The sequence below is a fragment of the Microbulbifer sp. S227A genome (assembly GCF_049800935.1).
In genome coordinates this window covers 851,683-876,216 of record NZ_JBNAFZ010000001.1, presented here as the reverse complement: position 1 = coordinate 876,216, position 24,534 = coordinate 851,683, and the positions used below count along the sequence as shown (strand labels likewise).

Here is a 24,534-nt window from a genome sequence, read left to right as displayed (position 1 = left end):
CGCGAGGAGGCATGAGGCGGCGATGAAGGTTCATATCCTGGACGATTGGTTCGACACGCTGCGCGGGTTGCCGTGTTTTCGGTTGCTGGACGGTCACGAGGTGACGGTCTGGACCGATCATGTGGCGGAGGCCGCTGTTCTGGCCGACCGGCTGGCAGAGGCCGAGGCGCTGGTGTTGTTTCGCGAACGCACACAGGTGACACGCGACCTGCTGCAGCGCCTGCCGAACCTGCGCCTGATTTCACAGCGCAGCGTCTATCCACATGTCGATGTCCCGGCCTGTAGCGAGGCGGGGGTTCTGCTCTGCTCGAACATGCACAGCGATACGCCGTCTTATGCCGCTGCCGAGTTGACCTTTGGTCTGATCCTCGCGGCGATGCGGCAGATCCCGGCACAGATGGCCTCGGCCAAGGCCGGGCATTGGCAGATGGGCGTGGGCAAGACCCTGCGGCACCGTACCCTGGGCCTGTATGGTTATGGCCGTATCGGGCGCGAAGTGGCGAATTACGCGCGGGCGTTCGGCATGAAGGTGGTCTGGTGGGGCTCTGAGAACGGGCGCGCCCGGGCGCTGGCGGATGGGCAGACGGTGGCGGCGAGCCGGGCGGCGTTCTTTGCCCAAAGCGACGTTGTGTCGGTGCATGTGCGCCTGAAACCCGAGACCCGGGGCATGATCACCGCCCAGGATCTTGCACGGATGCAGCCGGGGGCGCTTTTTGTGAACACCTCGCGTGCGGGGCTGATTGCGCCGGGGGCGTTGCTTGCGGCGCTGGATGCCGGTTGTCCGGGGATGGCGGCGGTGGATGTCTTTGACAGTGAACCCCTGAACGATCCCAACGATCCCCTGTTGTCGCATCGCAACCTGATCTGTACCCCGCATATCGGTTTTGTCACAGAGGACGAATTCGACCTGCAGTTCACCGACATTTTCGAACAGGTCAATGCCTATGCCGCGGGCCAGCCGGTGCACATGATCAACCCGGAGGCCTGGAACGGCGCTGCATGAGGCCGGCGATCATCGGTGCGCCGATGATCACCAGCACGATCCGGGTCAGGTGGTGGGTGATGACAAAGCCCAGGTCGGCACCGGTCACGATGGCGAGCACGGTCATCTCGGCCTGCCCACCGGGGGCAAAGGCAAGAAAGGCTTCGACCGGCTGTCCCAGCCCGAGATGGGTGACAAGCAGCGTGAACCCGGCGGCAAGAATTGCCAGCACGATAACATAGGCCACACCGGCGGCGACAATCCGGCGCAGCTCGCGCAGGGTCACGCCAATGAAATGGATGCCGATCCCGCAGCCGATGAAGAACTGCGCCAGCAGGATCGCCTCGCGTGGCGGGCGGGCGTGGATCAACCCGGCAAGTGACAGGATCGCGGTGACGATCATCGGTCCGAGGATGGACGCGCCAAACAGCCCGACCCGCTCGCCGCCTTTCCAGCCAACCAGCGCCGCCCCGACCATCAGCGCCAGCTCGTGCAGCGGGATCTCGGTGGCGGGTGCGCCAATCGGGTTGGTCAGCCCCGCGCCGTAGAACACCGTCAGAAAGATCGGCGCCAGCGTCACGATGATCAGCACCCGAGTCGCGTGGATCAATGACAGGGCGCGCGGATTTCCCCCCGCTTCGGTTCCGAAAATCACCATGTCCTGCAAGCCGCCGGGCATTGCCGCATAATAGGCGGTGGTGGTGTCAAACCCCCAGAGCCGGCGAAAGAACGGCACGCCGACCAGCCCGATCAGCAGGATGAAAACCGGGACCAGCGCCACCGAAGCCGCCATTTTCGGCAGTTCGGCGGCCAGGTCGGGGGTGATCGACGCGCCCACTGCGACCCCCAGGATGGTGCGCGCCGCGACCGAGACCTGACCAAATCCCCTGATGGGCGCATGGGCCAGCGCCGCGATCAGGCAGGCCGTCATCGGCCCGAAGAGAAACGGCAGGGGCAGGCCCAGCCACCAGAACAGGGCGGTTCCAAAACAGGCGAAACAAAGGGTCAGCGCGCGCTGGCCGAATGGCGGAAGGGTGGGGCGAGACCGTGGCAATCTGACATTTCCGGCGTGGTTGACTCGTTGTGAATGCGAATGTATACGGTTGGATACAAAATGACAAGAGGGCACGGAATGAGCGATCAGGACGACGCGCAACAGACCGGACCGCAGGGCAATTCCAGCTATCTGCGGCTGTTGGACGAGATCCGTGACGGCGAACTGCTGCCCGGCGATCGCCTGCGTGAAACCGAGCTGGCCGAACGGTTGGGGGTCAGCCGCACGCCGGTGCGCGAGGCGATCCGGCAGCTTGAGGCAGACGGGCTGGTGAGCCATGTACCCCGCCACGGGGCGACCCTGCGCAAGCTCGACTATGCCGAGGTGATGGAGCTGTATGAAATGCGTGCGGTGCTTGAAGGTACGGCGGCGCGGCTGGCGGCGCGGGCGGCATCCGACGTTGAACTGGACGAGCTTGAAACGCTGAACGAGCAGCTGGCCAGCATCGGTACCGGCCTTGAGGCGGCGCGGTTGAACACCATCTTTCACGCCACGCTGCTGGACGCGGCCAAGAACCGGTTCCTCGCCAAGTCGATGGTATCGCTGAAAAAGGCGATGATGATCCTGGGTCCGACCATGTTGTCGGACCACAATCGCGCCATGGCCGCCGATGCCGAGCATCGTCGCGTGATCGAGGCCTTGAAAGCCCGCGATGGCGCGGCGGCAGAAACGGCCATGCGGGCGCATATCGAGGCATCGCAACGGCTGCGGATCCGGTCTCTCAGAGATCGTGACCGCAGCGACGACGAAACCTAGAGGACAATATAGTGACCATGACACCCGAGACCTGGGACGTCGCCGTGATCGGCGGCGGCAATGCCGCGTTATGCGCGGCCATCACAGCGGCCGAGGCGGGCGCGCGGGTGGTGATACTCGAAGCCGCGCCCAAGCCCTATCGCGGCGGCAATTCCCGGCATACCCGCAATTTTCGCTGCATGCATGCGGGGCCGCTTGGTCCGCTGACCGACAGCTATTCCGAGGACGAATATTTCGCCGACCTGATGAAGGTCACCGATGGCAAGACCGACGAACACCTGGCCCGTCTGGCGATTCGCGGCTCGCAGGAATGCTTGCCATGGATGCAGGACCATGGGGTACGTTTTCAGCCGTCTCTCTCCGGGACACTGTCGCTGGCCCGTACCAACGCGTTTTTCCTTGGTGGCGGCAAGAGCCTGGTAAATGCCTATTACCGCACGGCGCAATCCCTGGGGGTCGAGGTTCGCTACGAGGCCCGGGTGAGCCATCTTGAACTGGGCGACAACCGCGTGGCGCGCGTCGATTACAGCCATGAAGGGCAGGACAAGAGCCTCGCGCCGCGCTCGGTGGTAGTCGCCTCGGGGGGCTTTCAGGCGGATACCGACTGGCTGGCCCGTGCATGGGGACCGGCGGCGCGGAATTTTCTGATCCGTGGCACCCCCTACAACCGGGGCGTGGTTCTGGCCGATCTGCTGGAGCAGGGCGTGGCACAGGTTGGCGATCCGACGCAATGCCACGCGGTTGCCATTGATGGCCGCGCGCCGAAATTCGACGGCGGTATCGTCACCCGGCTTGACTGTGTGCCGTTTTCCATCGTGGTGAACAAGCATGGCGAGCGGTTTTATGACGAGGGCGAGGATGTCTGGCCCAAGCGGTATGCGATCTGGGGCCGGCTGGTTGCCGCGCAGCCGGACCAGGTGGGCCATGTCATCATCGACTCGCGGTCACTGAACCTGTTCATGCCGTCGGTTTTCCCGCCGATCAAGGCAGAGACGCTCGACGAACTGGCCGGCAAGATGGGGCTGCCCCCTGACCGGCTGTGCGCCACGGTCGAGGCATTCAACGCCGCCTGTGGCGATACCGGCAATTTCCATCCCACCGAACTTGACGGGGTGGCCACCACCGGCATTTCGCCGCCCAAGACCAACTGGGCACGCCCAATCGTCGAGCCTCCGTTTTATGGCTACAGCCTGCGCACCGGCGTCACTTTTACCTATCTCGGTCTCAGGGTGGACGACCACGCGCAATGTTCCATTGACGGCCGGCCGGTCGACAACCTGTGGGCCGCCGGTGAAACCATGGCGGGCTCAATTCTCGGACAGGGCTATCTCGCCGGTTTCGGCATGACCATCGGCACCGTGTTCGGACGTATTGCAGGCAAGGAGGCCGCGGCCCATGCAAACTGATTTTTTATTCGAAGCCCGCCGCCAGGCGGAAATCTGCAATGCCTGCCGCTATTGCGAGGGCTATTGCTCGGTCTTTCCGGCGCTGCATGCGGAGCGGGCCTTTTCCGATGGCGATCTGACCCAGCTGGCAAATCTCTGTCACAATTGCCGGGGCTGTTATTATGCCTGCCAATACACCGCGCCGCATGAATTCGATCTGAACCTGCCACAGGCGCTGGCGAATCTGCGGCAGGACAGCTGGGAAGAGTTCGCCTATCCGCAGGCCGCCGCCCGCGCCTTTCAGAAAAGCGGGGGGCTGATCGCCATTGCCACGGTTGTGGGTTTTGCGCTGCTGTTCTGGGCGGTGCGGGCATTGGCGGCAAGCGGTGGCGAAGGTTTCTACGCGGTGCTGTCGCATGGCGCGATGGTGGCGATCTTTCTGCCCGCGTTCCTGTTCCCGTTGGCCAGCATCTCGGTCAGCCTGCGTCGCTATTGGCGGGCCACCGGTGGCACCCGCGTGACCCTGGGTGACATACGGCATGCCTTTGGCGCGGCGGCCAACATGCGCAACCTGGCGGGCGGGCATGGCGATGGCTGCAATTTCGAGGACGAGGACCGGTTCAGCCAGGCCCGTCGCATGGCGCATCAGGCGGTGATGTACGGGTTCCTGCTGTGTTTTGCGTCCACAAGCGTCGGAACTTTCATGCACTATTTCCTGTCGATGCCCGCGCCTTATGGGCTGTTCTCGCTGCCCAAGCTGCTGGGTCTGTCCGGTGGTGTGCTGCTGGTTCTGGGCTGTGCCGAGGTGATCCGGCTGAAACTGCGTTCCGACCGGCATCTGGGTGCGTCAAACGCCTGGGGTGGCGAGATCGGCTTTATCGGTCTGCTTGGGTTTGTCGCGCTGAGCGGTCTCATGCTTTATGGGCTTGGGCAGAGCAGCGTCATGCCCGCGCTTTTGGTTCTGCATCTTGGCGCGGTGCTGGCGTTCTTCCTGCTGACTCCGTTTACCAAGATGGCGCACGGATTTTTCCGGCTCGCGGCGCTCACGCGGGATGCACAGCGGATCCGAGGCGCGGCCTGACGCCAGCAAGGCACGTGTTGGCCCAAATTTTGGGCAGCTGACCGGGAAAACGTCGCGAGCGCTGAAAAATGAAGCGCTTGCGCTTGCCTCCCCCGGGCGCAGGCCACAGCATCGGGGATGTGAACACGCATCTGCCGCTACTTGTTTTTACCGATCTCGACGGGACGCTCCTGTGTCACCGGACCTATCGATGGGATGCCGCCCGCCCGGCGCTGGAGGCGTTGCGGCACATCGGGGCGGGGGTTGTCCTTGCCAGCAGCAAGACCGCCGCCGAGATCATTTCGATCCGTCAGGACCTGGGCCTGGAGGCGTGGCCGGCAATTGTCGAGAACGGCGCCGGGCTGTTGCCGGCGGGCTGCCGCGACCTGCCGCCCGGCACGGACTATGCCGCCCTGCGCCGGGTGCTGGGGGAAGTGCGGCGGGGGCTTCGGTGTCATTTCCGGGGCTTTGGCGATATGGACACCGCCGAGATCGCCGCAGTGACCGGGCTCGCCCCTTCGGCGGCGGCACAGGCGGCGCAGCGGGCGTTCTCCGAACCGGGGATGTGGAGCGGCGAGGCGGCGGCGCGGGCAGAGTTTATCGACCATCTCGCGCGACACGGCGTATCCGCGCGTGAAGGCGGGCGGTTTCTGACCCTGTCCTTTGGCGCGACCAAGGCGGACCGCATGGCCGAGATCATCGCCCGCTATCGCCCCCACAAGACGCTGGCCCTGGGCGATGCACCCAACGATGTCGAAATGCTGGAGGCGGCGGGGCATGGCGTGATCGTTGCCAACCCGCATCGCGATCCGTTGCCAAGGCTGGACGGCGAGGCCGAAGGGTATATCACGCGCACCACGCAGGCGGGACCCAAGGGCTGGAACCTCGCGGTTCTGGACCAGATCGACCGCATCATGTTGAAACAAGGAAACGGGCATGTCTGATTTTCATCAGAATGGAAACATCGCGACGCTGCACAATCTGAGGACACGCTCGCTGGCCGAGATGACCTATGAACTGGAGACCTTTGCGCAGAACCGCAAGATGTCGCTGATCCTGCCCTGTCTCTATTCCGAACTGGAAACCGACGCGATGCCCCGGATCCTTTCGGAGCTCTCCAGGGTGACCTATCTGCATCGCATCATCATCGGCCTGGATCGGGCGGACGAGGCCCAGTTTCGCCACGCCAGGGAATTCTTCAAGGGGCTGAACCAGAACCACATCGTGATCTGGAATGACAGCCCGCGGATGCTGGCCCTGGGCGAGCGGCTGGCCAAGCTGGGCCTTGCCCCCGCCGAACAGGGCAAGGGCAAGAATGTCTGGTCATCTCTGGGCTACCTGATCGCCTGCGAAGACAGCGCTGTGATGGCGATTCATGATTGCGATATCGTGACCTATTCGAATGAATTGCTGGCCCGGCTGATCTATCCGGTCGCGAATGCCAGCTTTCCCTACCAGGTGGCCAAGGGGTATTATGCCCGTGTCGGCAACGAAAAGCTGAACGGGCGTGTGACCCGGTTGCTGGTCAGCCCGCTGTTGATCGCGCTCAAGCGGGTGGTGGGCGATCGCGACTATATCGATTACCTGCGCAGCTTCCGCTATCCGCTGTCAGGTGAATTTGCCATGCGGTCCAATATCCTGCCCGATCTGCGCATCCCGTCGGACTGGGGGCTGGAAATCGGTGTACTCTCCGAAGCTTGGCGCAACCTCGCGCCCAAGGCGGTGTGCCAGGTCGAGATCGCCGACAGCTATGACCACAAGCACCAGACCCTGAGCCCGGCGGACGCCAATGCCGGTCTGAACCGGATGTCCACCGATATCTGCAAGGCAATCTTTCGCAAGCTGGCCGCCGATGGCACGGTGTTCACGCCCAACGTGTTCCGCGCGCTCAAGGCCACGTATTACCGCTGTGCGCTCGATCTGCTGGACGCCTATTACAACGATGCCAGGATGAACGGGGTCAGCATCGATCGCCACAGCGAAGAGGGCGCGATCGAGCTTTTTGCCGAGAACATCATGCGCGCGGGGCAGTTCTTTCTGGACAACCCGCACGAGACGCCGTTCATCCCCACGTGGAACCGGGTGCATTCCGCCGATCCGGGGTTTCTATCGGCGCTGCGCGAGGCTGCCGCCGCCGATGCGGCCGAATACGACTGAGCGGCGCGGGGCGGTCAGGGCCGGTTGGTGATCCACATGCATTGATAGGGGGCCAGCGTGATCTCTGCCGCGCCGGTGTCGATTTCGATCTGGCCGATCAGGTCGACCCAGATCTGATCCTCGATCAGGTTCAGCTCTGCCGCCGGAACGGTGACCGGCACGTCGCTGACATTGTGCAGGGCAAAGATCGATTGATGCCGGTCCAGGCTCTGCCGCCAGATCCCGAACACCCGTTCGTCATTCAGGTTGACGGTGAACTGTGTCGCGTTCGGGTGAAAGGCGGGCTGTTTCCTGCGCAGTCTCAGCCGCGCGGACAGATCACCAAGCACCCGTGACTGCGGGCTTTGCGGATCGGCCAGCAAGGCGCGCAGCGTCGGATAATCCCAGCGGTGACGGTTGATCGCCCGGTTCATGCCCCGATGCGCGACCTGCGCATGGTCGTTGGGCGTGGCCAGCATGGCGTGGATGTAAAACGCCGGAATACCTTCGAGCGACATGACGATGGTCTGCGAACAGACAAAGCGCGCGTGGTGATGATCATCGGCACCTTTGAAGGTGCGCGACAGGGCGTCATAGAACGTCGTGTTCAACTCGTAGGGGGATTCGCTGCCATCCGGCATCGAGCGCATCGATACCAGCCCGCCCCCCTCGCGGATCGTGTCGATCATCTGCTGCTTCTCGTCCTCGGGCAGCAGCCCCTCGGCCGGGCGCATTCCGATCCCGTCATGGCTGGCGGTAAAGTTGAGATAGGCACAGCCCATCGGCGCGGGTGGCATACCGCGTTGCCAGCGCCGCAGGTGTTCGCCATTGCCCGACATCATGGCATGCAGGATCAGCGGGGGCAGCGGGAAATTGTAGATCGCATGGGCCTCTTGGCCCTCGCCGAAATAGCTCAGGTTCTCGGCCTTTGGCACGTTGGTTTCGGTCAGCAGGATGATCTTTTCAGACGCATAATCACAGAGCACGCGCATCAGCTGGATGATGGCGTGGGTCTGGGGCAGGTGGATCGACGGGGTGCCGGCCGCTTTCCACAGGAAGGCCACGGCATCGAGGCGGATGATCTGAACGCCATTGTCCACATGCAGCCGAATGATCCGCAGGAACTCCAGCAACACTTCGGGGTTGCGGAAATCCAGGTCAATCTGGTCATGGCTGAAAGTACACCAGACATGGCGCGGCCCGTCGGTGGTTTCCACCTCTTGCAACAGCGGCGTAGTGCGCGGGCGGACCACGTCGCTCAGATCGTCATCCGGTGAAGCTTCGAAAAAGAACCTGTCATAGGGGGATTGTCCCTGGCGGTAGGCGTTGAACCAGCTGCCCTGGCTGGACACATGGTTGAGCACCAGATCCGACATCAGTTTGAAATCGCCGCCGATCCGGTTGATATCCGGCCAGTCGCCCAGTTGCGGGTTCACGGCGCGGAAATCGGAAACCGCGAAACCGTCATCCGAGGTATAGGGGAAAAACGGCAGGATATGGACGCTGTTGAGCGTTCCATCGAGATAGGAGTTCAGGAAATCATGCAACAAGTCCAGCGGCTTGTGTGCGCCGTCGATGATCGAATTCCCATATGTGATCAGCAGGGCGTCATGTTCGCTCCAGAGGGTGTTCCCGGCAATCCGCGCGCGCTTGCGGCGTTTGCTCCCTTCGGGCCAGAAGGCTTCGATGACCATGCTCGACAGGATGTCGGCGTCCAGCTCGGGGTAAATGCCGCGCAGCAGCGATGCCAGCCGGGGCCCAAGATGTCGCGAACTCTCTGTCATGATCGGCCCCGGCGTTCTGAATTGTGGTGCGGGGCATCTAAGCACGGAAGCTTTCGCATGGCGAGACCGGGCCGGGGAGACGCGATGCAGGGGCCGTGCCGTGCCGCCCGAGTGTCAACACGTGGGCAGGATGTTCAAGATTTGCGCGCCATGATAAGCTTTGCCGCCATGGCACGCAACCTTGGCTGTGTCAGGCCACCGGATAGGTGACCGAGGTTTTCGCGCCGTTGTTCACCGTCGTGACCGTGCAGGACAGGACATTGCCCGCCATGGACGGATCGACCACATAGGTCGGGTCCCGCTCCCCTGCGATCACCTTGTTGTTGCTGCGCCAGCGGATACGGTCGATCGCGTCTTCGGGGATGAACCATACGATTTCGGCGCTGACGGTGCTGCCGATAATCGCGACGCCATCCTGCAAACCTCCGATGTTGACGACAAAGGGTTCATCGCTGACGGCGAGGGCGAAACCCTGTGACACGCTGCCGCCGCTGTTGGTGACGGAGACAATGACCGGTCCCGACCGCGCGCCGGCATCGGTGTCGATTGTCGTCACACCGCTGGCCGCGTCGATGACAACGCCGCCCGGTTCCGCCGCGAGTGCAAACACAAGGGCATCGCCGGCAAAGCCCGCGTCGGTTGCGATGTCAACGGGGCCACCATCCGCCAGCAGGTTCACATCGCCAAGCGCGTCACCGATCGAGGGCGGGGCATAACGGACCGTATGCGTTCTACCGGCGCGCGGCGCATAGGTGTCAGAGGGCAGGGCAAGCGGATAGATACGCGCCAGATCATCGTGCGGGCCGGGGACATAGGTCGTGCCGGTTGCTCCGGGAATGTCTCCCTGATCATTGCGCCACTGCCAGGCAATGCTTGCCGGTGGGCCGTCGGAAAAGCCATGCGCCGAGGCGGTCAGCTCGACGCCGATCTCGGCGGTCGTACCATGCGACGGGTTGCTTGTCAGGTTCGAGATGGACACCGAGAAGGAAGGCTGCCCATCCCCGTCATTGCCGCCACAGAACCTGCCCGCGTGGAAACGGCCGGCTTCGAATCTTTCGCTCTGTCCCATGATCAAACCCCGCTTTCAAGCTGGGGGATCGGCTTGGGGGTACGAGGTCTGGCCATCACTAAATCCTTTCGGTCTGGGGTTGGGCAACGGGTCTGAAACCGCGAACCGAATAGGACAGGAATTGGTTAATTGCAGTGAATGGAGCGTACGTTGCCCCCGCGGCTCACGCGCGCATATAGTCGCGATACCATTCCACAAAGGCCCTGAGACCCTCGCGATACCCGGTGCGCGGCGCGTATCCGGTAAGCGTTTTCAGCAGGTCGGCATTGGCCCAGGTCGCCTGAACGTCGCCCTTTTGCATGCCCAAGTAGTTGCGCCGCGCCTTGACCCCAAGCGCCTCTTCCAGGGCTTCGATAAAGTCAAGCAGCCGCACTTTTTCCGAGTTGCCGATATTCACCACGCGATAGGGCGCAACCGAGGACAGGCTATCTCCCGGGGGGATGTCATCGGCGGTGTCCGGACGCGCGGGAACCGCGTCGATCAACAGGCGAATGCCCTGCACAAGGTCATCGACATAGGTGAAATCGCGGTACATGTCGCCGTGATTGTAGATGTCGATGGGCCGTCCGTTCAGGATCGCATCGGTAAACTTGAAATAGGCGAGATCGGGTCTCCCCCAGGGGCCGTAGACGGTAAAGAACCGAAACATCGTGGTGGGAATGTTCCACAGATGCGCATAGGAATGCGCCATGCTCTCGTTGGCCTTCTTGGTCGCGGCATAGATCGTCAGCTGCCGGTCGGCCTTGTCGGTCTCGCGAAAGGGCATATCCTCGTTCGCGCCATAGATCGATGATGTCGACGCCATCAGAAGGTGGCGCACCTGCAACTTTCTCGCGGCTTCCATCACGTTGAACGTGCCGATGATGTTGCTGTCGACATAGGAGCGCGGCGCTTCCAGCGAATAGCGCACACCGGCCTGCGCCGCCAGGTGAACGATGACCTCGGGCTGAAACTCGGCGGCTGTCCTTTCGAGCGCGTCCTCATCTTCGAGCAGCGCCTCGGATGCGGAAAACCCCGGAGTTTGCAGCAGGATCTGGTGCCGGCGTCGCTTGAGCGTGACATCGTAGTAATCCGTCATCCCGTCATAGCCGTGCACGCGGAACCCCTCGGCGAGCAACAGGCGGCACAGGTGGAATCCGATGAATCCGGCGCTGCCCGTCACCAGAACGCGGGGTTTGTCGATTTGCGCTGTCATCCTGGGGCCTCTGACTGATCGGGTGGGCGCGGCCGGGCGCGCGCAGGGTCAGGGCGCTTACATCACGCCACCGCCCACCTGTTCAAGCCGGTTTCGCCACCGGGCCGCGTGGCGCGGCTAGTTGATGACCGAGAACTCGATCCGCCGGTTGCGGGCCTTGTTTTCGCGCGACGTGTTGGCGACCAGCGGTTGCGCCTCGCCATAGCCGATTGCCCGCATCCGCGACGCCGAAATGCCCTTGGACTGAAGATAGCCCGCAACTGAGGCCGCGCGCCGCTCGCTCAGGCGCAGGTTGGCCACGTCGCTGCCGTCGGAATCCGTGTGCCCGGCCACCTCGATGGCAAGTTCCGGGCACCTGTTCACGATGTCATAGAGATTGTCGAGCAACGGCATGCTCTTGGCGTCAAGACGCGCGCTGCCGGTGGTAAAATAGATGCTGCCGGTGCGCGACAGGATCTCGAACCGCCCGACACAGGCTTCGCGGTCGAGATTCCCCTTGGTTTCCAGCGCGGCAGAGCCGGGCGCGACAGCGTTTGTGAGCATCGCCATATCCGGTGGCGTGCCGGGGCTGGAGCGGTCGAAAACAAAGTCAAAGCTGACGATGCCCAGGGGGGCGATGTCGACATTGGCCGCCTCCTGCAATTTCTGGCGACCGGCTTCCAGGTTGTGCTCGGCCAGCGTGACCGCAATGGGTGTCGTGGTCGAGACGGCCACGCGATCATTGTCGATCAGCGTCACCGCGATCTCGGCGGATTTGGTGACCGAAACGCCGTGCACGGCGGCGGTGTATTCGACATCGATCATCTTGCGCCGTGTGTTGTGCAGATCGGTCAACTGCGCCGGGTCAAGCGCAACGGTGATGGTGGCTTCGGGATGCAGGAAGGTTTCAAAGAACAGGAACCGCATCCGCACGTTGCGCAAGTCGACATTGGTATCCACCGAATCCATCAATATGCGGATCTGCGCCTTGCCCTCCTGGGTGATCAACCCGCTGATCGTGGCGAATTTGTTGGTCTCTGCCACGTTGCCCTTCTTGATCGACATGAACCGCAATTCCGACGCCGCTGCGTCAAGGGTCCAGCCGTTTTCGAAGGGATCGGTGCTTTGCGCGTCCGCGACCGGTGCAGAGCCCAGCGAGAGCGAAACGCCCAGCAGGCAGGTCCAGAGCGAATGGCGGACAAATCGGAGTATCATGGCAGTCCCTGTTTGCGCGAAAGTTAACAAATTCTAAACGGTTGCATGGCACCTTGGTCAGAGTAACAGGAAACTTGCACCCTTGAAGGAGAAAAGCGATAGTTACTTCGAAAATGCCTGAATTAGGCTGATGTCGCGCCGATCCTAGCGCGGCAAAGCTTAACAATCCCTTCCGGAAACCCGGTTCTGAAACAGGAAGAAATCGTTGCCCCTGCGCATTGTTCTCAGTGTCTGCTGGCTTTTGCTCCTGCTTGCGGCTGTGCCCCTGCGGGCGCAAGAGCGGTTGGCGCTGGTCATCGGCAATTCCGCCTATGGCGCGGTATCGCCGCTCGATAACCCGTCGCATGACGCAAGGCTCATCGCGGAAACGCTCGAAGGGCTCGACTTCAAGGTCACCCTGCTGCTTGACAGCGATCAGACCGCGATGAAGCGCGGCATTTCCCGTTTTGGCCGCGACTTGCGCCAGGCCGGGTCGGATGCGACCGGGCTGTTCTATTACGCCGGGCACGGGGTGCAGTCGTTTGGCACCAATTATCTCTTGCCGGTCGATGTGGCACTTGAGGACGCCGCCGATCTCGACCTGATGGCAGTCGAGGCGCAATCGGTGCTGCGCCAGATGTTTTCCGCGCGCAACAAGACCAACATCATGATCCTCGACGCGTGTCGCAACAATCCCTTTACCGACATTCCGGATTTCAACGATAACGGTCTTGCCGAGATGCAGGCCCCGACCGGCACTTTCCTTGCCTATGCAACCGCGCCGGGCGGGGTTGCGCTGGACGGGCTGGAGGGCAACAGCCCATTCACTCAGGCGCTGGCGTCGCAGATCACCAATCCGGGCATGCGGATCGAACAGATGTTCAAGAAGGTGCGGATCGACGTCATCGACAAGACCGCCGGACAGCAGACGCCGTGGGATGCCTCTTCGCTGACCAGCGATTTCGTCTTTGCCGAAGAAGAGCCGATGACACCGGCCGAGTTGCAGGAATTGCAGCTGTGGAATTCGGTTCAGGCGTCGGGTGATCCGGTCCAGATCATGTTGTTCCTGCGGGGCTATCCGGATGGCACCCATTCCGCGGATGCGCGTGCCCTGTTGTCGGTGCTGATGGAGAGGGAACTGTCGCAGCCGCAGGCGGCCAAGCCCGCGCCGGTTGCACAGGGGCCCTCTGCCGAAGAGCAGAAAATGTTCGAGACGGCGCAGTCAGAGGCCAGCATCGCGTCATATCAGGCCTATCTGGATGCCTATCCCGATGGGGTTTTCACAGAGTTCGCCAATGGCGAACTGGTCGCGCTGCGCGAAAAGGCCGGGCATGATCCCGAGGGCGAGGGGGTGACACCCGCGCCGGAAACCGTGGCCGTGCAGGTGCCGGAAACCCCCGCAAAACCGGCAGGCCCGATCACCTTTGAAACGGCGCTCGTGTCCGAATTGTCCGAAGTCTCCGGGCGATCGATCGCGGACCTCATCAAGATGTCACCGCTCTACCCACCGGTGGACGGGTTGCCCGAGGAATATTGGAAAGACCAGACCTGTTCGAATTGCCATCAATGGACGCAGGAACGGCTCTGCAACCAGGCGGGTGCCTATCTGAGTGCCAGCATGGAACGCTCGCTTGACAAGAAACACCCGTTTGGCGGCGCACTGAAGCGACATCTCAAGAGCTGGGCCGAGGCAGGCTGCAACTAGCGAGAGGCGTGCAGGGCAACGCCTATTCGGCGCGGGTTGTCACAAAGAAATAGACCCATTCTCCTTTGAAATCGGAAACCGCCGCGCGGGTGATGGCAACCCTTTCGCGCAACCACGCCAGATACCCCGGCGCGGGTTCGATCAACGGGCGCGGCGTGTCGTAAAGTGGTGCAGACGCAGCAAAGGCGGCTGCGATCTCCTGCCCATAAGGGGGGCCGATCAGGATTTGCAAACCGTCATCCCCTGCGCTGCGGGCCCCGACCTGCCACACCGATCTGGCGGGCACCACCGATTGCGGCACCATTTCGTTTGGTGCCAGGTGCAGCACGTTTCCGTCCGCGTCGAAATAGTCGACATAGAGATAGGCATCGTAATCCGGTGCCCTAAGATCGAAATACAGACGGTCATCGCGAACAAAGCTCAGCGAGCGCACATGCGTGTCCTCACCGATCAGCAGCGGATTGGTGATCTGGTCCGTGGATTGCGCGAGGCCGACGCTGGCAATGCCGGCCAGCGCCCCGCATTGCGGTCGCGGCAGGACCAGCATGTCGTCCGACACGGCAATATCCGCGCCCATCTGGGCCTGCAACGCCGTCAGAACCGGGCCGCGCAGGTCGTTTTCGGGGATATGCCCCTTGACCGTCAGCGTCGTGGAAACCGGATCGAATTCCACCTGAAGCCGCGAACACGGGACCTGGGCCAGCAGCGCGGAAACCGCGTCGCGCATGCCGCTGCCCTGGGGCGTCATGTCCCGGGGGTGAACGAAACTCTGAAACGCGGCCAGCGAGGCGGGGTCGATATCCCCCGCACCACCGCCGGAAAACGCCAGCGCGGCTTTGATCCGGTCCGGCTGTGCGCGCAGCGGCGCGGCGGACTTCCCGGTCGCCGGTAGGGAGGGGAGTGTCTGCCCTGCCTGACGCGCCGATGCAATGGCCGTGCCCGTCGCCGTGATGGGCGGAAGGGAGGGAGTTTCGGGGCGTGGGGCCTGCAATACCGCGTGTGACGGCACGTCAAGATCAGCCAGTCTTTCCCCGGTATCTCGCAAAGGAGCGATGCGGTTGGCCTCAGGTTTCGCGGGGGATTGCCGGTCGGACCCCGATTGTGCAGCGGCAAGGCGATCTTGCGCCGGCGGACGATCGACAAGCCGCGTCGCCGCAGGTTGCTGCCCCCGTGCCTGTGTCCGGGGAATTCGGCCGGGATCGACCGTTGGGCTGTCTGGGTCTGCCCGGGCTGCACGTTCGGGTTCGGGAGCGCGGGCGAGGGCCTGTTGACGCTCAAGCTGATAGGCTTGCACATCCAGTTCGCTCTGAGGCGCATGTTGCTGCTCGACCGGGGCGGGCCGCATGGCCGCGTATAGGACGGTTCCGATCACCGCGTTCGCCAGAAGGGACGCGCAGAAGCCGGCCGCCCAATGGGCCGGGGTGCCGGTCATGGCCGCGCCTCGCTGCGCTTGGGCGTGACGACCAGAACCACATCGTCCACCCCGACCGCCTCGGCCATCCCGACCAGCGGCAGAACATGGCGCAGCTCGGCATCCCGGTGGGCGTTGATCCGCAGCCGCAGATCAAGATCTTCGGCCAAGGCCGCGCGCAATGCCGGTTCCAGGGATGCGCGTGCAATCACCACGTTGTCGAGCGCCAACACCCCATCGCGCGCTACGGACAGGGTCGCGCCGCCCGCGGGCATATCACGACCGCTGCCTGCAACCGGTGGCGTTACATCGAACGGGGCGGTGGCGTCCATGCGCCCGATCAGCATGAAGAACACCAGCAGAAAGAACACCACGTCGATCAGCGCGATGATGGTTTCGGACTGCCTGTTGCGGGTCGGGCGCGTCAGCTTCATGGCCGCGCCTCAAGCCGTATCACCCGCAGGCGTTCGATGCCGGAGCGGGTGGCGATGTCCATCACCGAAATCAGCGCTTGCGTGCTGGCCGCGCCAGAGGGCAGCAACAGGACCTGAGCCGCCGGGTCAAGGCCGCTTCGCGCGCGCAGCAGACGTTCAAGCGCGCCCAGCGAATGCGGTCTGCCATTCAGCACCGGCACGCCGTCTGCCGCCAGCCGGATCAGAATGGTCTCCCCTTGCGCCTGCGGTGCTGCGTCCCCCCGATCGCGGGGCTTGACCGCCGGGATCATGTCGAGATTCAGATAGGTTGACGTCACCATGAAAAACACCAGCAGGATCAGCATGACGTCGATCATCGGCACGAGCGAGATCAACGGACCGGCCCGTTGCGCGCGTTTCAATGCCAGATCGCTTGTCATATGGCCGACCTCTCCTGGGTGTCAGATATCCGGGTTCTCCTCGGCCAGCATCAGTTGACCGACCGCGCTTTCGATGTCCTGCGCGGCCCCGTCGATCCGTGCCGATAACAGCCCCGCGCCGACCGCAGCGGGAATCGCGACCAGAAGCCCCGCCGCCGTGGTCAGCAGGGCCTGCCAGATCCCCCCGGCAAGCACCGAGGCATTGGCCGCGCCCTGGGCCAGTTCGAGCTCCTGAAAGGACTGGATCATGCCCAGCACCGTACCCAGCAACCCGAGCAGCGGCGAGATCATGGCGATCAGCTCCAGCAGGCGGATCAACCCGTTCATCCGAGACACTTCTTCATTGCCCCGCCGCGTCAGCTCTGCCATCAGCGCGGGGCCGCAAAACCCGCCCGCCAGCGCCTGCATCGCGTATCGCGTGACCCTGTCGGCAGGGGACCGGCCCCGATCCAGCGCGGTCTGCGCCTCGGCCTTCTCTCCGCTTCGCCAGCGTTCAAACGCCCCGGAGCGCGTCGTGGCGCCTGTACGGCTGTTCCACAATTGCAGCGTCTTGAGCGCGATCACCGCCCATGACAGCAGCGACAAAACCGCCAGAACCAGCATGATCGGGCCGCTTGCGCCCAGTTCCTGCAACGTGCCGGGCATGCCTATTTGACCAGCACGGCATCGGCCTTGCTGCTCAGCTCAAGGATGGGAAAGCAATCGATCTCGTCCTCGTTCTGATGCCGGCATGAGGCCATGTCGTGCAGCAGCACCTCGGAGATATCAGCACAGGTCGTTTCAGGAATTTCAAACAGCTTCAGCGTCGTGCGCGCCACCGGCAACGGGGCGGCGTCGATCGACAACAGTCTGTCGATCACGCCATTGCGGTTCATGATGGCCAGCGACATTTCGAATCCGTCAAAACTCGAGGCGGTGTCGTTGCGAAACAGAAAGAACGCCCGGCATCCGCCGCCCTCGATCTCTTCGGTCTTGTTCAGCTCGACAATCAGCCGCCCGGTTTCCGTGTGGCCCGGCACCGCGCCGGCCAGCGTCAGGGCAAGTGCTGCGAGCAGGGTGTTGCGCGGGGTCATGCGATCCTCCGTTTGTTGCCGGAACCCTCTGGCACGGCTCAGGCGGCCAGGGCGGCGCTTACCTTTTGCAGCGAGTCGAGTGCGGAATCGCGGATATTGGTTTTGACAAAGCCGTTATCGTCGACCGCCTTGAAGAATTCCGAATCCAGCACACCCTTGTAGGTCTCCACGATTTGCATCGCATTGCGCTTCAGCGCGTCGCGGCTCTCGGTGTCCGGCGCATCGGCCATGTCCTGCAAGGCCTGTTCCAGGTTGGTATCGATGCCCGAGATATAGTCAAACAGCACCGAGGATTTCGACGACACCTCTTCCATGCCCTCGATGCCCTTGGTCGCGTCGTCGATCGCCGATTTCAACCCTTCGATGTCCTTTTTCATGCCAAGCCGGGTTTCGATCCAGGCCACGCGCAGCTTGACCAGCCCCTCGGGCGTGACGTCAGCGGCCTCTTGTGCCGCCGCCGTGGTTTGCATCGTCGCCGCCTGTTTGAGCAGTTCTGCCGTCTTGGCCGCCGCTTTCAGCGCGCTGGCGTAATTGCCATCCGCGGCCTGGTCCTTGGCAAAATCAAAGCTGCGGTTGATCGCCGCCAGATCGCCGCGCTTGTCGGCCATTGCCTTGTCGACCGCCGGTTGCAGGCGTGCCAGAACCGCGTTCCATTTCTTGGCGTCGCCATCTTCGCCGGTGCTCGCCGTTCTTGTCTTGTCGACGGCGGCCTCGATCTTGCCAAGCAGGGCATCCGCCGCTTCGTGGTTGCGCTCCTTGATGTTCTGCGCGGCGTTTGACAGCGCGGTCATCAGCTTGCCCTTCGCGGGTTCCGAGATGTCGGCAATGCTCTGCTGCAACGCCTTGGCGCGGGCGGCGAGGGCTTTGAAATCCGGTTGCGGCGCGCTTTCTTCCCCGGTTTCCGGGGGGTCCTTGGGCGCAACGGTCTGGCCCAGCTTGGCAACCGCGTTTTCCAGCGCGGTGACCGTCTTGTCCGCCTGATCGAATGCCGAGGATTTTATCTGTGCCACCGCCCCGGCCATCGCTTTTTTCAGCTTGTCCGCCGTATCGCCGCTGACCCCTGCGATGGCAGGTTGCAGGGCTTTCAGCCGCGCCGCCAGCGCCGCCGCATCGGTCGGGGCCTCTTCGGTGTCCCCGGGCGTGTCTTCCTGCGGTTCTTCCGGCGCGTCCTCTTGCGGTTCCACGAGGTCGGTGGGCTCTTCGCTCGCGGTGAGATCCGTCGGCGCATCCTCCATGGTCGGATCTTCGGGCAACTCCTCGATGTCGCTTTCCAGCATGTTGCCATCGGGGTCAAGGATCACCACGTTCATCAGGGTTTTCTGGGACTTCAGGTATTTCTTGAGGGTCTTGGCCATCTGCGGCACGGTGCGTCCACAGGTCATCTCCATGACGCGACCCTTGACCTCGAACGTGCCGAACGCGACCTTCTTGCCGGTGCCTTCCTTGCGCGCCAGCTTGCCGAGCATCTCGGGCGACTTGCGGCGATCGATCATCATCGTGTGTTCGTTCTTGGCACCGGGACAGAAGGCAAAGGTCAGGGATTTCTTTTTCCCAAGCTTCACCATCTTCTTCAGCTCGGCGCCTTCGAGTTTGAGATCGGCCATGGTGTTGAACCCTCTATACGTGTGGAAATTCAATTGACTTTGAGAAGATGATAAGGCTGACTTGGGGTCAACAAAAATGTTTTTTTCTGTTGTGTGAACTGCATTACAGCAGTCGCGACCGGGAATAGGTTCAAGTGTAGTCGCGGCCAGGGTTTGCGCCGCTTCGAAGGGAGACACCATGGACCCGGTAGTCCTGATACAATCCAAGGGTGACGACGCTCCGAGCGGTGAGAATCTCGAATACGAGACGGTTTTCACCGAGATGGAACTCGCCGCGCAGCCGGTCGAAGAGCAGCAGGTCGGTGACGCGAAAACCGAGGGTCACGAACCGGATTATCGCGAGGTCGTCAAGAAGGCGCTCGAGGTGCTCGACCAGAGCCACGATCTGCGCGCCGGAGTGTTTCTCGCGGATGCGGTGCTGCATGTCGAAGGGGTGCAGGGCTATGCCGACGCCACCACGGTGCTGCGTGGCCATCTCGAAGAATTCTGGGGCACATGCCATCCCGAACTGGACGAGGATGACGACAACGACCCGACGATGCGGGTCAACGCGATCCAGGGGCTTTGTGGCCAGCCCGGCGGCATGGCGGGCCCGTCCCCGGCCTATCGCTCGCTGCGCCGCGCTGCGCTGACGCAAAGCCGGGGGTTCGGCCGCTTCTCGATGCGTGACATCGAAGTGTCCGAAGGGCAGATCGCCTTGCCCGAGGGCGAGACCGGCCCGGACACGGCGGCGATTTCGGCTGCGTTCCAGGATACGGATGACGAGACACTGGCGGGTACGCTTACCGCGCTGCAAACGGCTCTGGAAAATATCCGGGCAATTTCGGCGGTGTTTGACGAAAAGACGCCGGGTCAGGGGCCCGAGCTTGATCCGCTGGTCAAGCTGCTGGACCAGATGGCGCGGCGTGTCGGGGAATATGTCTCATCAGAGGCCCCCGAGGCGGACCCGGAGGCAGGCGCGGCGGGCGACGCGGAGGCCCCGGCGACGGCCGCGAGCCCAGGCGCGCCGGTGCAGGTGGCGGGGACGATCAATTCGCGAACCGACGTGACGAACGCGCTGGACCGGATCGTTGGCTATTACCGCCAGCACGAGCCGTCCAGCCCGGTTCCGATCCTGCTTGAGCGGGCCAAGCGGTTGGTCAACGCCGATTTCCTGACGATCATCCGCGATATTGCCCCCGGCGAGTTCGACACTGTCAGAAATCTTGGCGGAATCGACGATGATTAGCCTGCAATTAACCATTGATTAACTCATAGGCGGCCTCTCTTCGGGCTAGCTGCGACACACTGCGAAACAGGGATACCAAGGAGCACGAGATGGCGGACAGTTCACAGAAATTCATAGCGCGGAACCGCGCGCCAAGGGTTCAGATCGAATATGATGTCGAGCTTTACGGTGCCGAGAAAAAGGTCCAGCTGCCCTTTGTGATGGGGGTGATGAGCGATCTTGCCGGCAAGTCCGAGGCACCGCAACCCGCCGTGGCGGACCGCAAGTTTCTCGAGATCGATGTCGACAATTTCGATGACCGGATGAAGTCGATGCAGCCGCGCGCCGCGTTCACCGTGCCCAACACGCTGACCGGCGAGGGCAACCTGGCGGTGGACATCACGTTCGAGAGCATGGACGATTTTTCGCCCGCCGCGATTGCCGCCAAGGTCGAACCGCTGCGCGAGCTGCTCGAGGCGCGCACGCAATTGTCCAACCTGATGACCTACATGGATGGCAAAACCGGTGCCGAGGACCTGATCAGCAAGATCATCAGCGACCCCGCATTGTTGAAAACACTGGCCGCGCAGCCCGCGCCCAAGGCTGAAAGCGACGAGGAATAGGAGACTGACATGGCTGAAGAACAAGCCCAGGCAGAAGCCGGCGGTGAAGCCACCGCATTTGGTTCATCGGAATTCGAGGAGCTGCTGCAAAAGGAATTCCGCCCGAAATCCGACCAGGCCAAGACCGCGGTTGAATCCGCCGTCAAGACGCTTGCACAGCAGGCGCTGGAGAATGCCAACCTGATTTCCGACGACGCGCTGCGCTCGATCGAGGGTATTGTCGCCGAACTCGACAAGAAGCTGACCGAGCAGGTCAACCTGATCCTGCACCACGAAGAGTTCCAGCAGATGGAGAGCGCGTGGCGGGGGCTGCATTACCTGGTGAACAACACCGAAACCGACGAGATGCTCAAGATCCGGGTGATGAACATCTCGAAAAAGGACATGCACAAGACCCTGCGCAAGTTCAAGGGAACCGCGTGGGATCAGTCTCCGATCTTCAAGAAGCTCTACGAAGAGGAATTCGGACAGTTCGGCGGCGAACCCTATGGCACGCTGGTGGCGGATTATCATTTCGACCACAGCCCGCCGGATGTCGAATTGCTGGGCGAGATGTCCAAGATCGCCGCCGCCGCCCATGCGCCGCTGATCACCGGCGCGCAGCCGAGCCTGTTCCAGATGGACAGCTGGGGCGAACTGGCCAACCCGCGCGACCTGACCAAGATTTTCCAGACCCCGGAATACGCCTCGTGGCGCAGCCTGCGCGAGAGCGAGGATTCCAAGTATGTCGGCCTGGCGATGCCGCGGTTCCTGGGCCGTCTGCCATATGGCGCCAAGACCGACCCGGTCGAGGCCTTTGCCTTTGAGGAAGATACCGAGGGGGCGGACAGCAGCAAGTATGGCTGGGTCAACGCGGCCTATGGCATGGCGGTCAACATCAACCGCTCGTTCAAGACCTTTGGCTGGTGCTCGCGTATTCGCGGCGTCGAAAGCGGTGGTGCCCTGGAAAACCTGCCCAGCCACACTTTCCCGACCGATGATGGCGGGGTGGATCAGAAATGCCCCACCGAAATCGCCATCAGCGACCGGCGCGAGGCGGAACTGGCCAAGAACGGCATGATGCCGCTGATTCACCGCAAGAATTCCGACATCGCGGCCTTTATCGGGGCGCAATCGTTGCACAAGCCTGCGGAATATGACGATCCGGACGCAACCGCGAACGCCAATCTTGCGGCGCGGCTGCCTTATCTCTTCGCGACCTGCCGGTTCGCGCATTACATGAAATGCATGGTTCGCGACAAGATCGGTTCGTTCAAGAGCCGCAACGACATGGAGAGTTGGCTCCAGGACTGGGTGAACCAGTATGTAGACACCAACGCAGATGTTTCTTCGGAAGCGGTCAAGGCACGTAAACCACTCGCTGCCGCCGAGGTCGCTGTCGAAGAAGTAGAGGGCAATCCCGGCTATTATTCGTCGAAATTCTTCCTACGCCCTCACTATCAGCTGGAGGGGCTTACCGTGTCCCTGCGGCTGGTATCCAAATTGCCTTCGGAGAAAGGAGCGTAATTTCGGCTTCAGGAAGGCACACCTCCCAAGACGGCGCAGAGCGCCAAACACTGAAAGGAAAGACCTATGGAAAACGCATTTGTAGAGATTACCGGTGCCGATGGCGAAAGCATGGACAAGGGGCACCCCAACTGGATCCCCCTCAAGTCGGTATCGTTCAACGTCGAACGTACCCTGGACATGTCCGACCTGGGCACCACCCAGCGGGGCTATGCCAACGCCAATTTCGGCAAGATCAGCCTGACCTCCGAGCTGAGCCTCGCGTCGCCCAAGCTGATGCTGTCGGTTGCCAATGGCACGGTGCGTGACAAGACGGTGATCCATCTCTGCCGCTCGGGCAAGGACGGCAAGACCGGGATGGAGCCCTACCTGATCTTCACGCTGACCCATTCGGTGATCGACAAGTACGAAGTGTCGGGCGGCGAAGAGCAGATCCCGGAAGAAAACTGGGATCTGGCCTATCGCACCATCACCGTCGACTACAAGGCGGCGGATCCGGAAACCGGCGCGCTGACCAAGGACACGTCGAACTTTGCATGGAACGTCATGAAGAACGAAATGATCTGATCGTTTCCAACCCATGCCCGGCCGGATTCTGGCCGGGCATGTTCATTTGACATTTTAGACCCGGAATCCTTTGCATGACCCCCGAAGAACATCTGAAATCAGGCGATCCAAAGGCGGCGCTCGCGGCCTTGCAGGACAAGGTCAGGGCAGACCCCGCCGACCCAAAACTGCGGATCTTCCTGTTTCAGCTGTTATGTGTTCTGGGCGACTGGAAGCGGGCGATCACCCAGTTGAAGCTGAGCGCCGAGATGGACGAGGCTGCGACAATGATGGCCCAGACCTATCGCGAGGCGATCATCTGCGAGGTCTATCGCGAAAAGGTGTTCGCGGGTGAGAAAGAACCGCTGATTTTCGGTGAGCCGCAGGAATGGCTGGCCCTGCTGATCGAGGCGCAGAAACTGCTGGCTGCCGGCAAGGTTACCGAGGCCACGGCCTTGCGCGGCCGCGCCTTTGACGCGGCACCGGCCTGTTCCGGCGTGATCGACGGACAAGCGTTCCAATGGATCGCCGATGCGGATATGCGGTTGGGGCCGGTGCTCGAGGTGATCGTGAACGGGCGATATTTCTGGTTGCCCTTCAGTTCGGTGGCGTCGCTGTCGATGGAGGCCCCCAGCGACCTGCGCGATGCGGTCTGGACCGCGGCAACGCTTGGTCTGCACAATGGCGGAGAGGTCGCCGCGCTGATCCCGACGCGTTATGCCGGCACCACCGATGGCGATGACGCCGCCAACATGCTGGCGCGGGCCACCACCTGGTCCGATGCGGGGGACGAAACATTCGTCGGCGCGGGGCAGCGGCTGTTTGCGACCGATCAGGGCGATGTCGCGCTGATGGATGTGCGCAGCCTTGTCATGGAGGGCGCCCCCACCGCTGCGGACGCATCCCAAGATGGCTGACAAGACCCTTGCCGAGCGATTGCAACCGTCCCTGCTGGACCGGTTGACCGATAACGAGCCCGGCAATCTCAAGGAAACCAGGGATGCGCGGGTGATCGACATTTCGCGCCTGCGCGATATCATCCAGCGCGACCTGTCATGGCTGCTTAATACCACCAATACCGAACACTCGTTTGACGCGGCGGCGCTTCCCAATGTGGCGCGCAGCGTGGTGAATTATGGTCTGCGCGAAGTGTCGGGCGAATTCTCGACGGCGGAACGGGCCGAGCAGATACGCCGCTCGATCCAGCGGGCGATATCGATCTACGAACCCCGCATCATCGATGGCACGGTCGAGGTCACGCTCAATCCGGACGATACCGGCAACGACATGATGGTTGCGCTGGTTATTCGCGCCGACATGTGGGCGCAGCCCCTGCCGCTTGAGCTGTACCTGCGCAGCCAGGTGGACGTGACGACCGGTGAAATCTCGGTGGAAGGGAGCCGCTAGCCACC

Annotated in this window: 24 protein-coding genes; 13 read left to right on the top strand and 11 right to left on the bottom strand. The window is 62.5% G+C overall.

The features are described from left to right. Positions 1–22: 22 nt before the first annotated feature. Positions 23–1,003, top strand: coding sequence for a D-2-hydroxyacid dehydrogenase family protein (locus ACP15R_RS04210; RefSeq protein WP_424985124.1), 981 nt, complete (start codon positions 23–25; stop codon positions 1,001–1,003). Here ACP15R_RS04210 and ACP15R_RS04205 read toward each other — a convergent pair. Further along, on the bottom strand, positions 972–2,036 hold the full coding sequence (locus tag ACP15R_RS04205; RefSeq protein WP_424985123.1) for an AbrB family transcriptional regulator: 1,065 nt from the start codon (positions 2,034–2,036) through the stop codon (positions 972–974). The two genes, ACP15R_RS04210 and ACP15R_RS04205, sit on opposite strands and share 32 nt — an antisense overlap. A gap of 78 nt (positions 2,037–2,114) precedes the next feature. Here ACP15R_RS04205 and ACP15R_RS04200 point away from each other — a divergent pair, with 78 nt between their 5' ends. The 5 genes from ACP15R_RS04200 (at position 2,115) to ACP15R_RS04180 (ending at position 7,394) form a co-directional block, all read left to right on the top strand. Continuing rightward, the gene (locus ACP15R_RS04200; protein ID WP_424985122.1) at positions 2,115–2,792 is read left to right on the top strand and encodes a GntR family transcriptional regulator; all 678 of its coding nucleotides are present in this window, start codon (positions 2,115–2,117) and stop codon (positions 2,790–2,792) included. Positions 2,793–2,809: 17 nt separating this feature from the next. Next, positions 2,810–4,198 carry an FAD-dependent tricarballylate dehydrogenase TcuA gene (gene tcuA, locus ACP15R_RS04195; RefSeq protein WP_424985246.1) on the top strand — a complete coding sequence of 463 codons (1,389 nt, stop codon included), beginning with the start codon at positions 2,810–2,812 and terminating at the stop codon, positions 4,196–4,198. Continuing rightward, positions 4,188–5,258: a tricarballylate utilization 4Fe-4S protein TcuB gene (gene tcuB, locus ACP15R_RS04190; RefSeq protein ID WP_424985121.1), complete on the top strand. Its 1,071-nt coding sequence runs from the start codon at positions 4,188–4,190 to the stop codon at positions 5,256–5,258. Before tcuA ends, tcuB begins: the two co-directional genes overlap by 11 nt. A 119-nt stretch (positions 5,259–5,377) precedes the next feature. Next, the gene (locus ACP15R_RS04185; RefSeq protein WP_424985120.1) at positions 5,378–6,181 is read left to right on the top strand and encodes an HAD-IIB family hydrolase; all 804 of its coding nucleotides are present in this window, start codon (positions 5,378–5,380) and stop codon (positions 6,179–6,181) included. Then, positions 6,174–7,394 carry a glycosyl transferase gene (locus tag ACP15R_RS04180; protein ID WP_424985119.1) on the top strand — a complete coding sequence of 407 codons (1,221 nt, stop codon included), beginning with the start codon at positions 6,174–6,176 and terminating at the stop codon, positions 7,392–7,394. Before ACP15R_RS04185 ends, ACP15R_RS04180 begins: the two co-directional genes overlap by 8 nt. 14 nt (positions 7,395–7,408) lie before the next feature. Here the strand turns inward: ACP15R_RS04180 and ACP15R_RS04175 are convergent, their stop codons facing one another. From ACP15R_RS04175 to ACP15R_RS04160, 4 genes are all read right to left on the bottom strand, one after another. Continuing rightward, entirely contained in the window at positions 7,409–9,157 is a 1,749-nt protein-coding gene (locus ACP15R_RS04175; RefSeq protein ID WP_424985118.1) for an alpha-amylase family glycosyl hydrolase, read from the bottom strand. A 190-nt stretch (positions 9,158–9,347) separates the two neighbouring features. Continuing rightward, positions 9,348–10,226, bottom strand: coding sequence for a hypothetical protein (locus ACP15R_RS04170; RefSeq protein ID WP_424985117.1), 879 nt, complete (start codon positions 10,224–10,226; stop codon positions 9,348–9,350). Between the two features lie 163 nt (positions 10,227–10,389). Continuing rightward, a complete protein-coding gene (locus tag ACP15R_RS04165; protein ID WP_424985116.1) occupies positions 10,390–11,421 on the bottom strand; it encodes an NAD-dependent epimerase/dehydratase family protein in 1,032 nt (343 codons plus the stop codon). Between the two features lie 117 nt (positions 11,422–11,538). Next, positions 11,539–12,615, bottom strand: a complete 1,077-nt coding sequence (locus ACP15R_RS04160) for an OmpA family protein (protein WP_424985115.1) — start codon at positions 12,613–12,615, stop codon at positions 11,539–11,541. A 205-nt stretch (positions 12,616–12,820) separates the two neighbouring features. Here ACP15R_RS04160 and ACP15R_RS04155 point away from each other — a divergent pair, with 205 nt between their 5' ends. Continuing rightward, a complete protein-coding gene (locus tag ACP15R_RS04155) occupies positions 12,821–14,299 on the top strand; it encodes a caspase family protein (protein WP_424985114.1) in 1,479 nt (492 codons plus the stop codon). 22 nt (positions 14,300–14,321) lie between these two features. On the opposite strand, the gene ACP15R_RS04150 is transcribed toward ACP15R_RS04155, so the two are convergent. Genes ACP15R_RS04150 through ACP15R_RS04125 form a run of 6 tightly spaced genes read right to left on the bottom strand, consistent with a single transcriptional unit; the run spans position 14,322 to position 19,240 of the window. After that, the gene (locus ACP15R_RS04150) at positions 14,322–15,731 is read right to left on the bottom strand and encodes a DUF4384 domain-containing protein (protein WP_424985113.1); all 1,410 of its coding nucleotides are present in this window, start codon (positions 15,729–15,731) and stop codon (positions 14,322–14,324) included. Beyond that, positions 15,728–16,144, bottom strand: coding sequence for an ExbD/TolR family protein (locus ACP15R_RS04145; RefSeq protein ID WP_424985112.1), 417 nt, complete (start codon positions 16,142–16,144; stop codon positions 15,728–15,730). Before ACP15R_RS04145 ends, ACP15R_RS04150 begins: the two co-directional genes overlap by 4 nt. Then, the gene (locus ACP15R_RS04140) at positions 16,141–16,563 is read right to left on the bottom strand and encodes an ExbD/TolR family protein (protein WP_424985111.1); all 423 of its coding nucleotides are present in this window, start codon (positions 16,561–16,563) and stop codon (positions 16,141–16,143) included. The genes ACP15R_RS04145 and ACP15R_RS04140 overlap by 4 nt, the downstream gene beginning before the upstream one ends. Positions 16,564–16,584: 21 nt before the next feature. Beyond that, the gene (locus ACP15R_RS04135; RefSeq protein ID WP_424985110.1) at positions 16,585–17,208 is read right to left on the bottom strand and encodes a MotA/TolQ/ExbB proton channel family protein; all 624 of its coding nucleotides are present in this window, start codon (positions 17,206–17,208) and stop codon (positions 16,585–16,587) included. 2 nt (positions 17,209–17,210) lie between these two features. After that, the gene (locus ACP15R_RS04130; protein WP_424985109.1) at positions 17,211–17,636 is read right to left on the bottom strand and encodes a hypothetical protein; all 426 of its coding nucleotides are present in this window, start codon (positions 17,634–17,636) and stop codon (positions 17,211–17,213) included. A 38-nt stretch (positions 17,637–17,674) separates the two neighbouring features. Further along, positions 17,675–19,240: a hypothetical protein gene (locus ACP15R_RS04125; protein WP_424985108.1), complete on the bottom strand. Its 1,566-nt coding sequence runs from the start codon at positions 19,238–19,240 to the stop codon at positions 17,675–17,677. A gap of 178 nt (positions 19,241–19,418) precedes the next feature. Here ACP15R_RS04125 and tssA point away from each other — a divergent pair, with 178 nt between their 5' ends. From tssA to tssE, 6 genes are all read left to right on the top strand, one after another. Next, a complete protein-coding gene (gene tssA / locus ACP15R_RS04120; protein ID WP_424985107.1) occupies positions 19,419–20,468 on the top strand; it encodes a type VI secretion system protein TssA in 1,050 nt (349 codons plus the stop codon). Between the two features lie 89 nt (positions 20,469–20,557). Further along, positions 20,558–21,070 carry a type VI secretion system contractile sheath small subunit gene (tssB, locus tag ACP15R_RS04115; RefSeq protein ID WP_424985106.1) on the top strand — a complete coding sequence of 171 codons (513 nt, stop codon included), beginning with the start codon at positions 20,558–20,560 and terminating at the stop codon, positions 21,068–21,070. 9 nt (positions 21,071–21,079) lie between these two features. Further along, positions 21,080–22,576 (top strand): type VI secretion system contractile sheath large subunit, encoded by a 1,497-nt coding sequence (tssC, locus tag ACP15R_RS04110; protein WP_424985105.1) that lies wholly within the window; start codon positions 21,080–21,082, stop codon positions 22,574–22,576. 66 nt (positions 22,577–22,642) lie between these two features. Beyond that, entirely contained in the window at positions 22,643–23,143 is a 501-nt protein-coding gene (locus ACP15R_RS04105; RefSeq protein ID WP_424985104.1) for an Hcp family type VI secretion system effector, read from the top strand. Positions 23,144–23,217: 74 nt separating this feature from the next. Beyond that, on the top strand, positions 23,218–24,039 hold the full coding sequence (locus ACP15R_RS04100) for a type VI secretion system accessory protein TagJ (RefSeq protein ID WP_424985103.1): 822 nt from the start codon (positions 23,218–23,220) through the stop codon (positions 24,037–24,039). Next, on the top strand, positions 24,032–24,529 hold the full coding sequence (gene tssE / locus ACP15R_RS04095) for a type VI secretion system baseplate subunit TssE (RefSeq protein WP_424985102.1): 498 nt from the start codon (positions 24,032–24,034) through the stop codon (positions 24,527–24,529). The genes ACP15R_RS04100 and tssE overlap by 8 nt, the downstream gene beginning before the upstream one ends. Positions 24,530–24,534 lie beyond the last annotated feature (5 nt).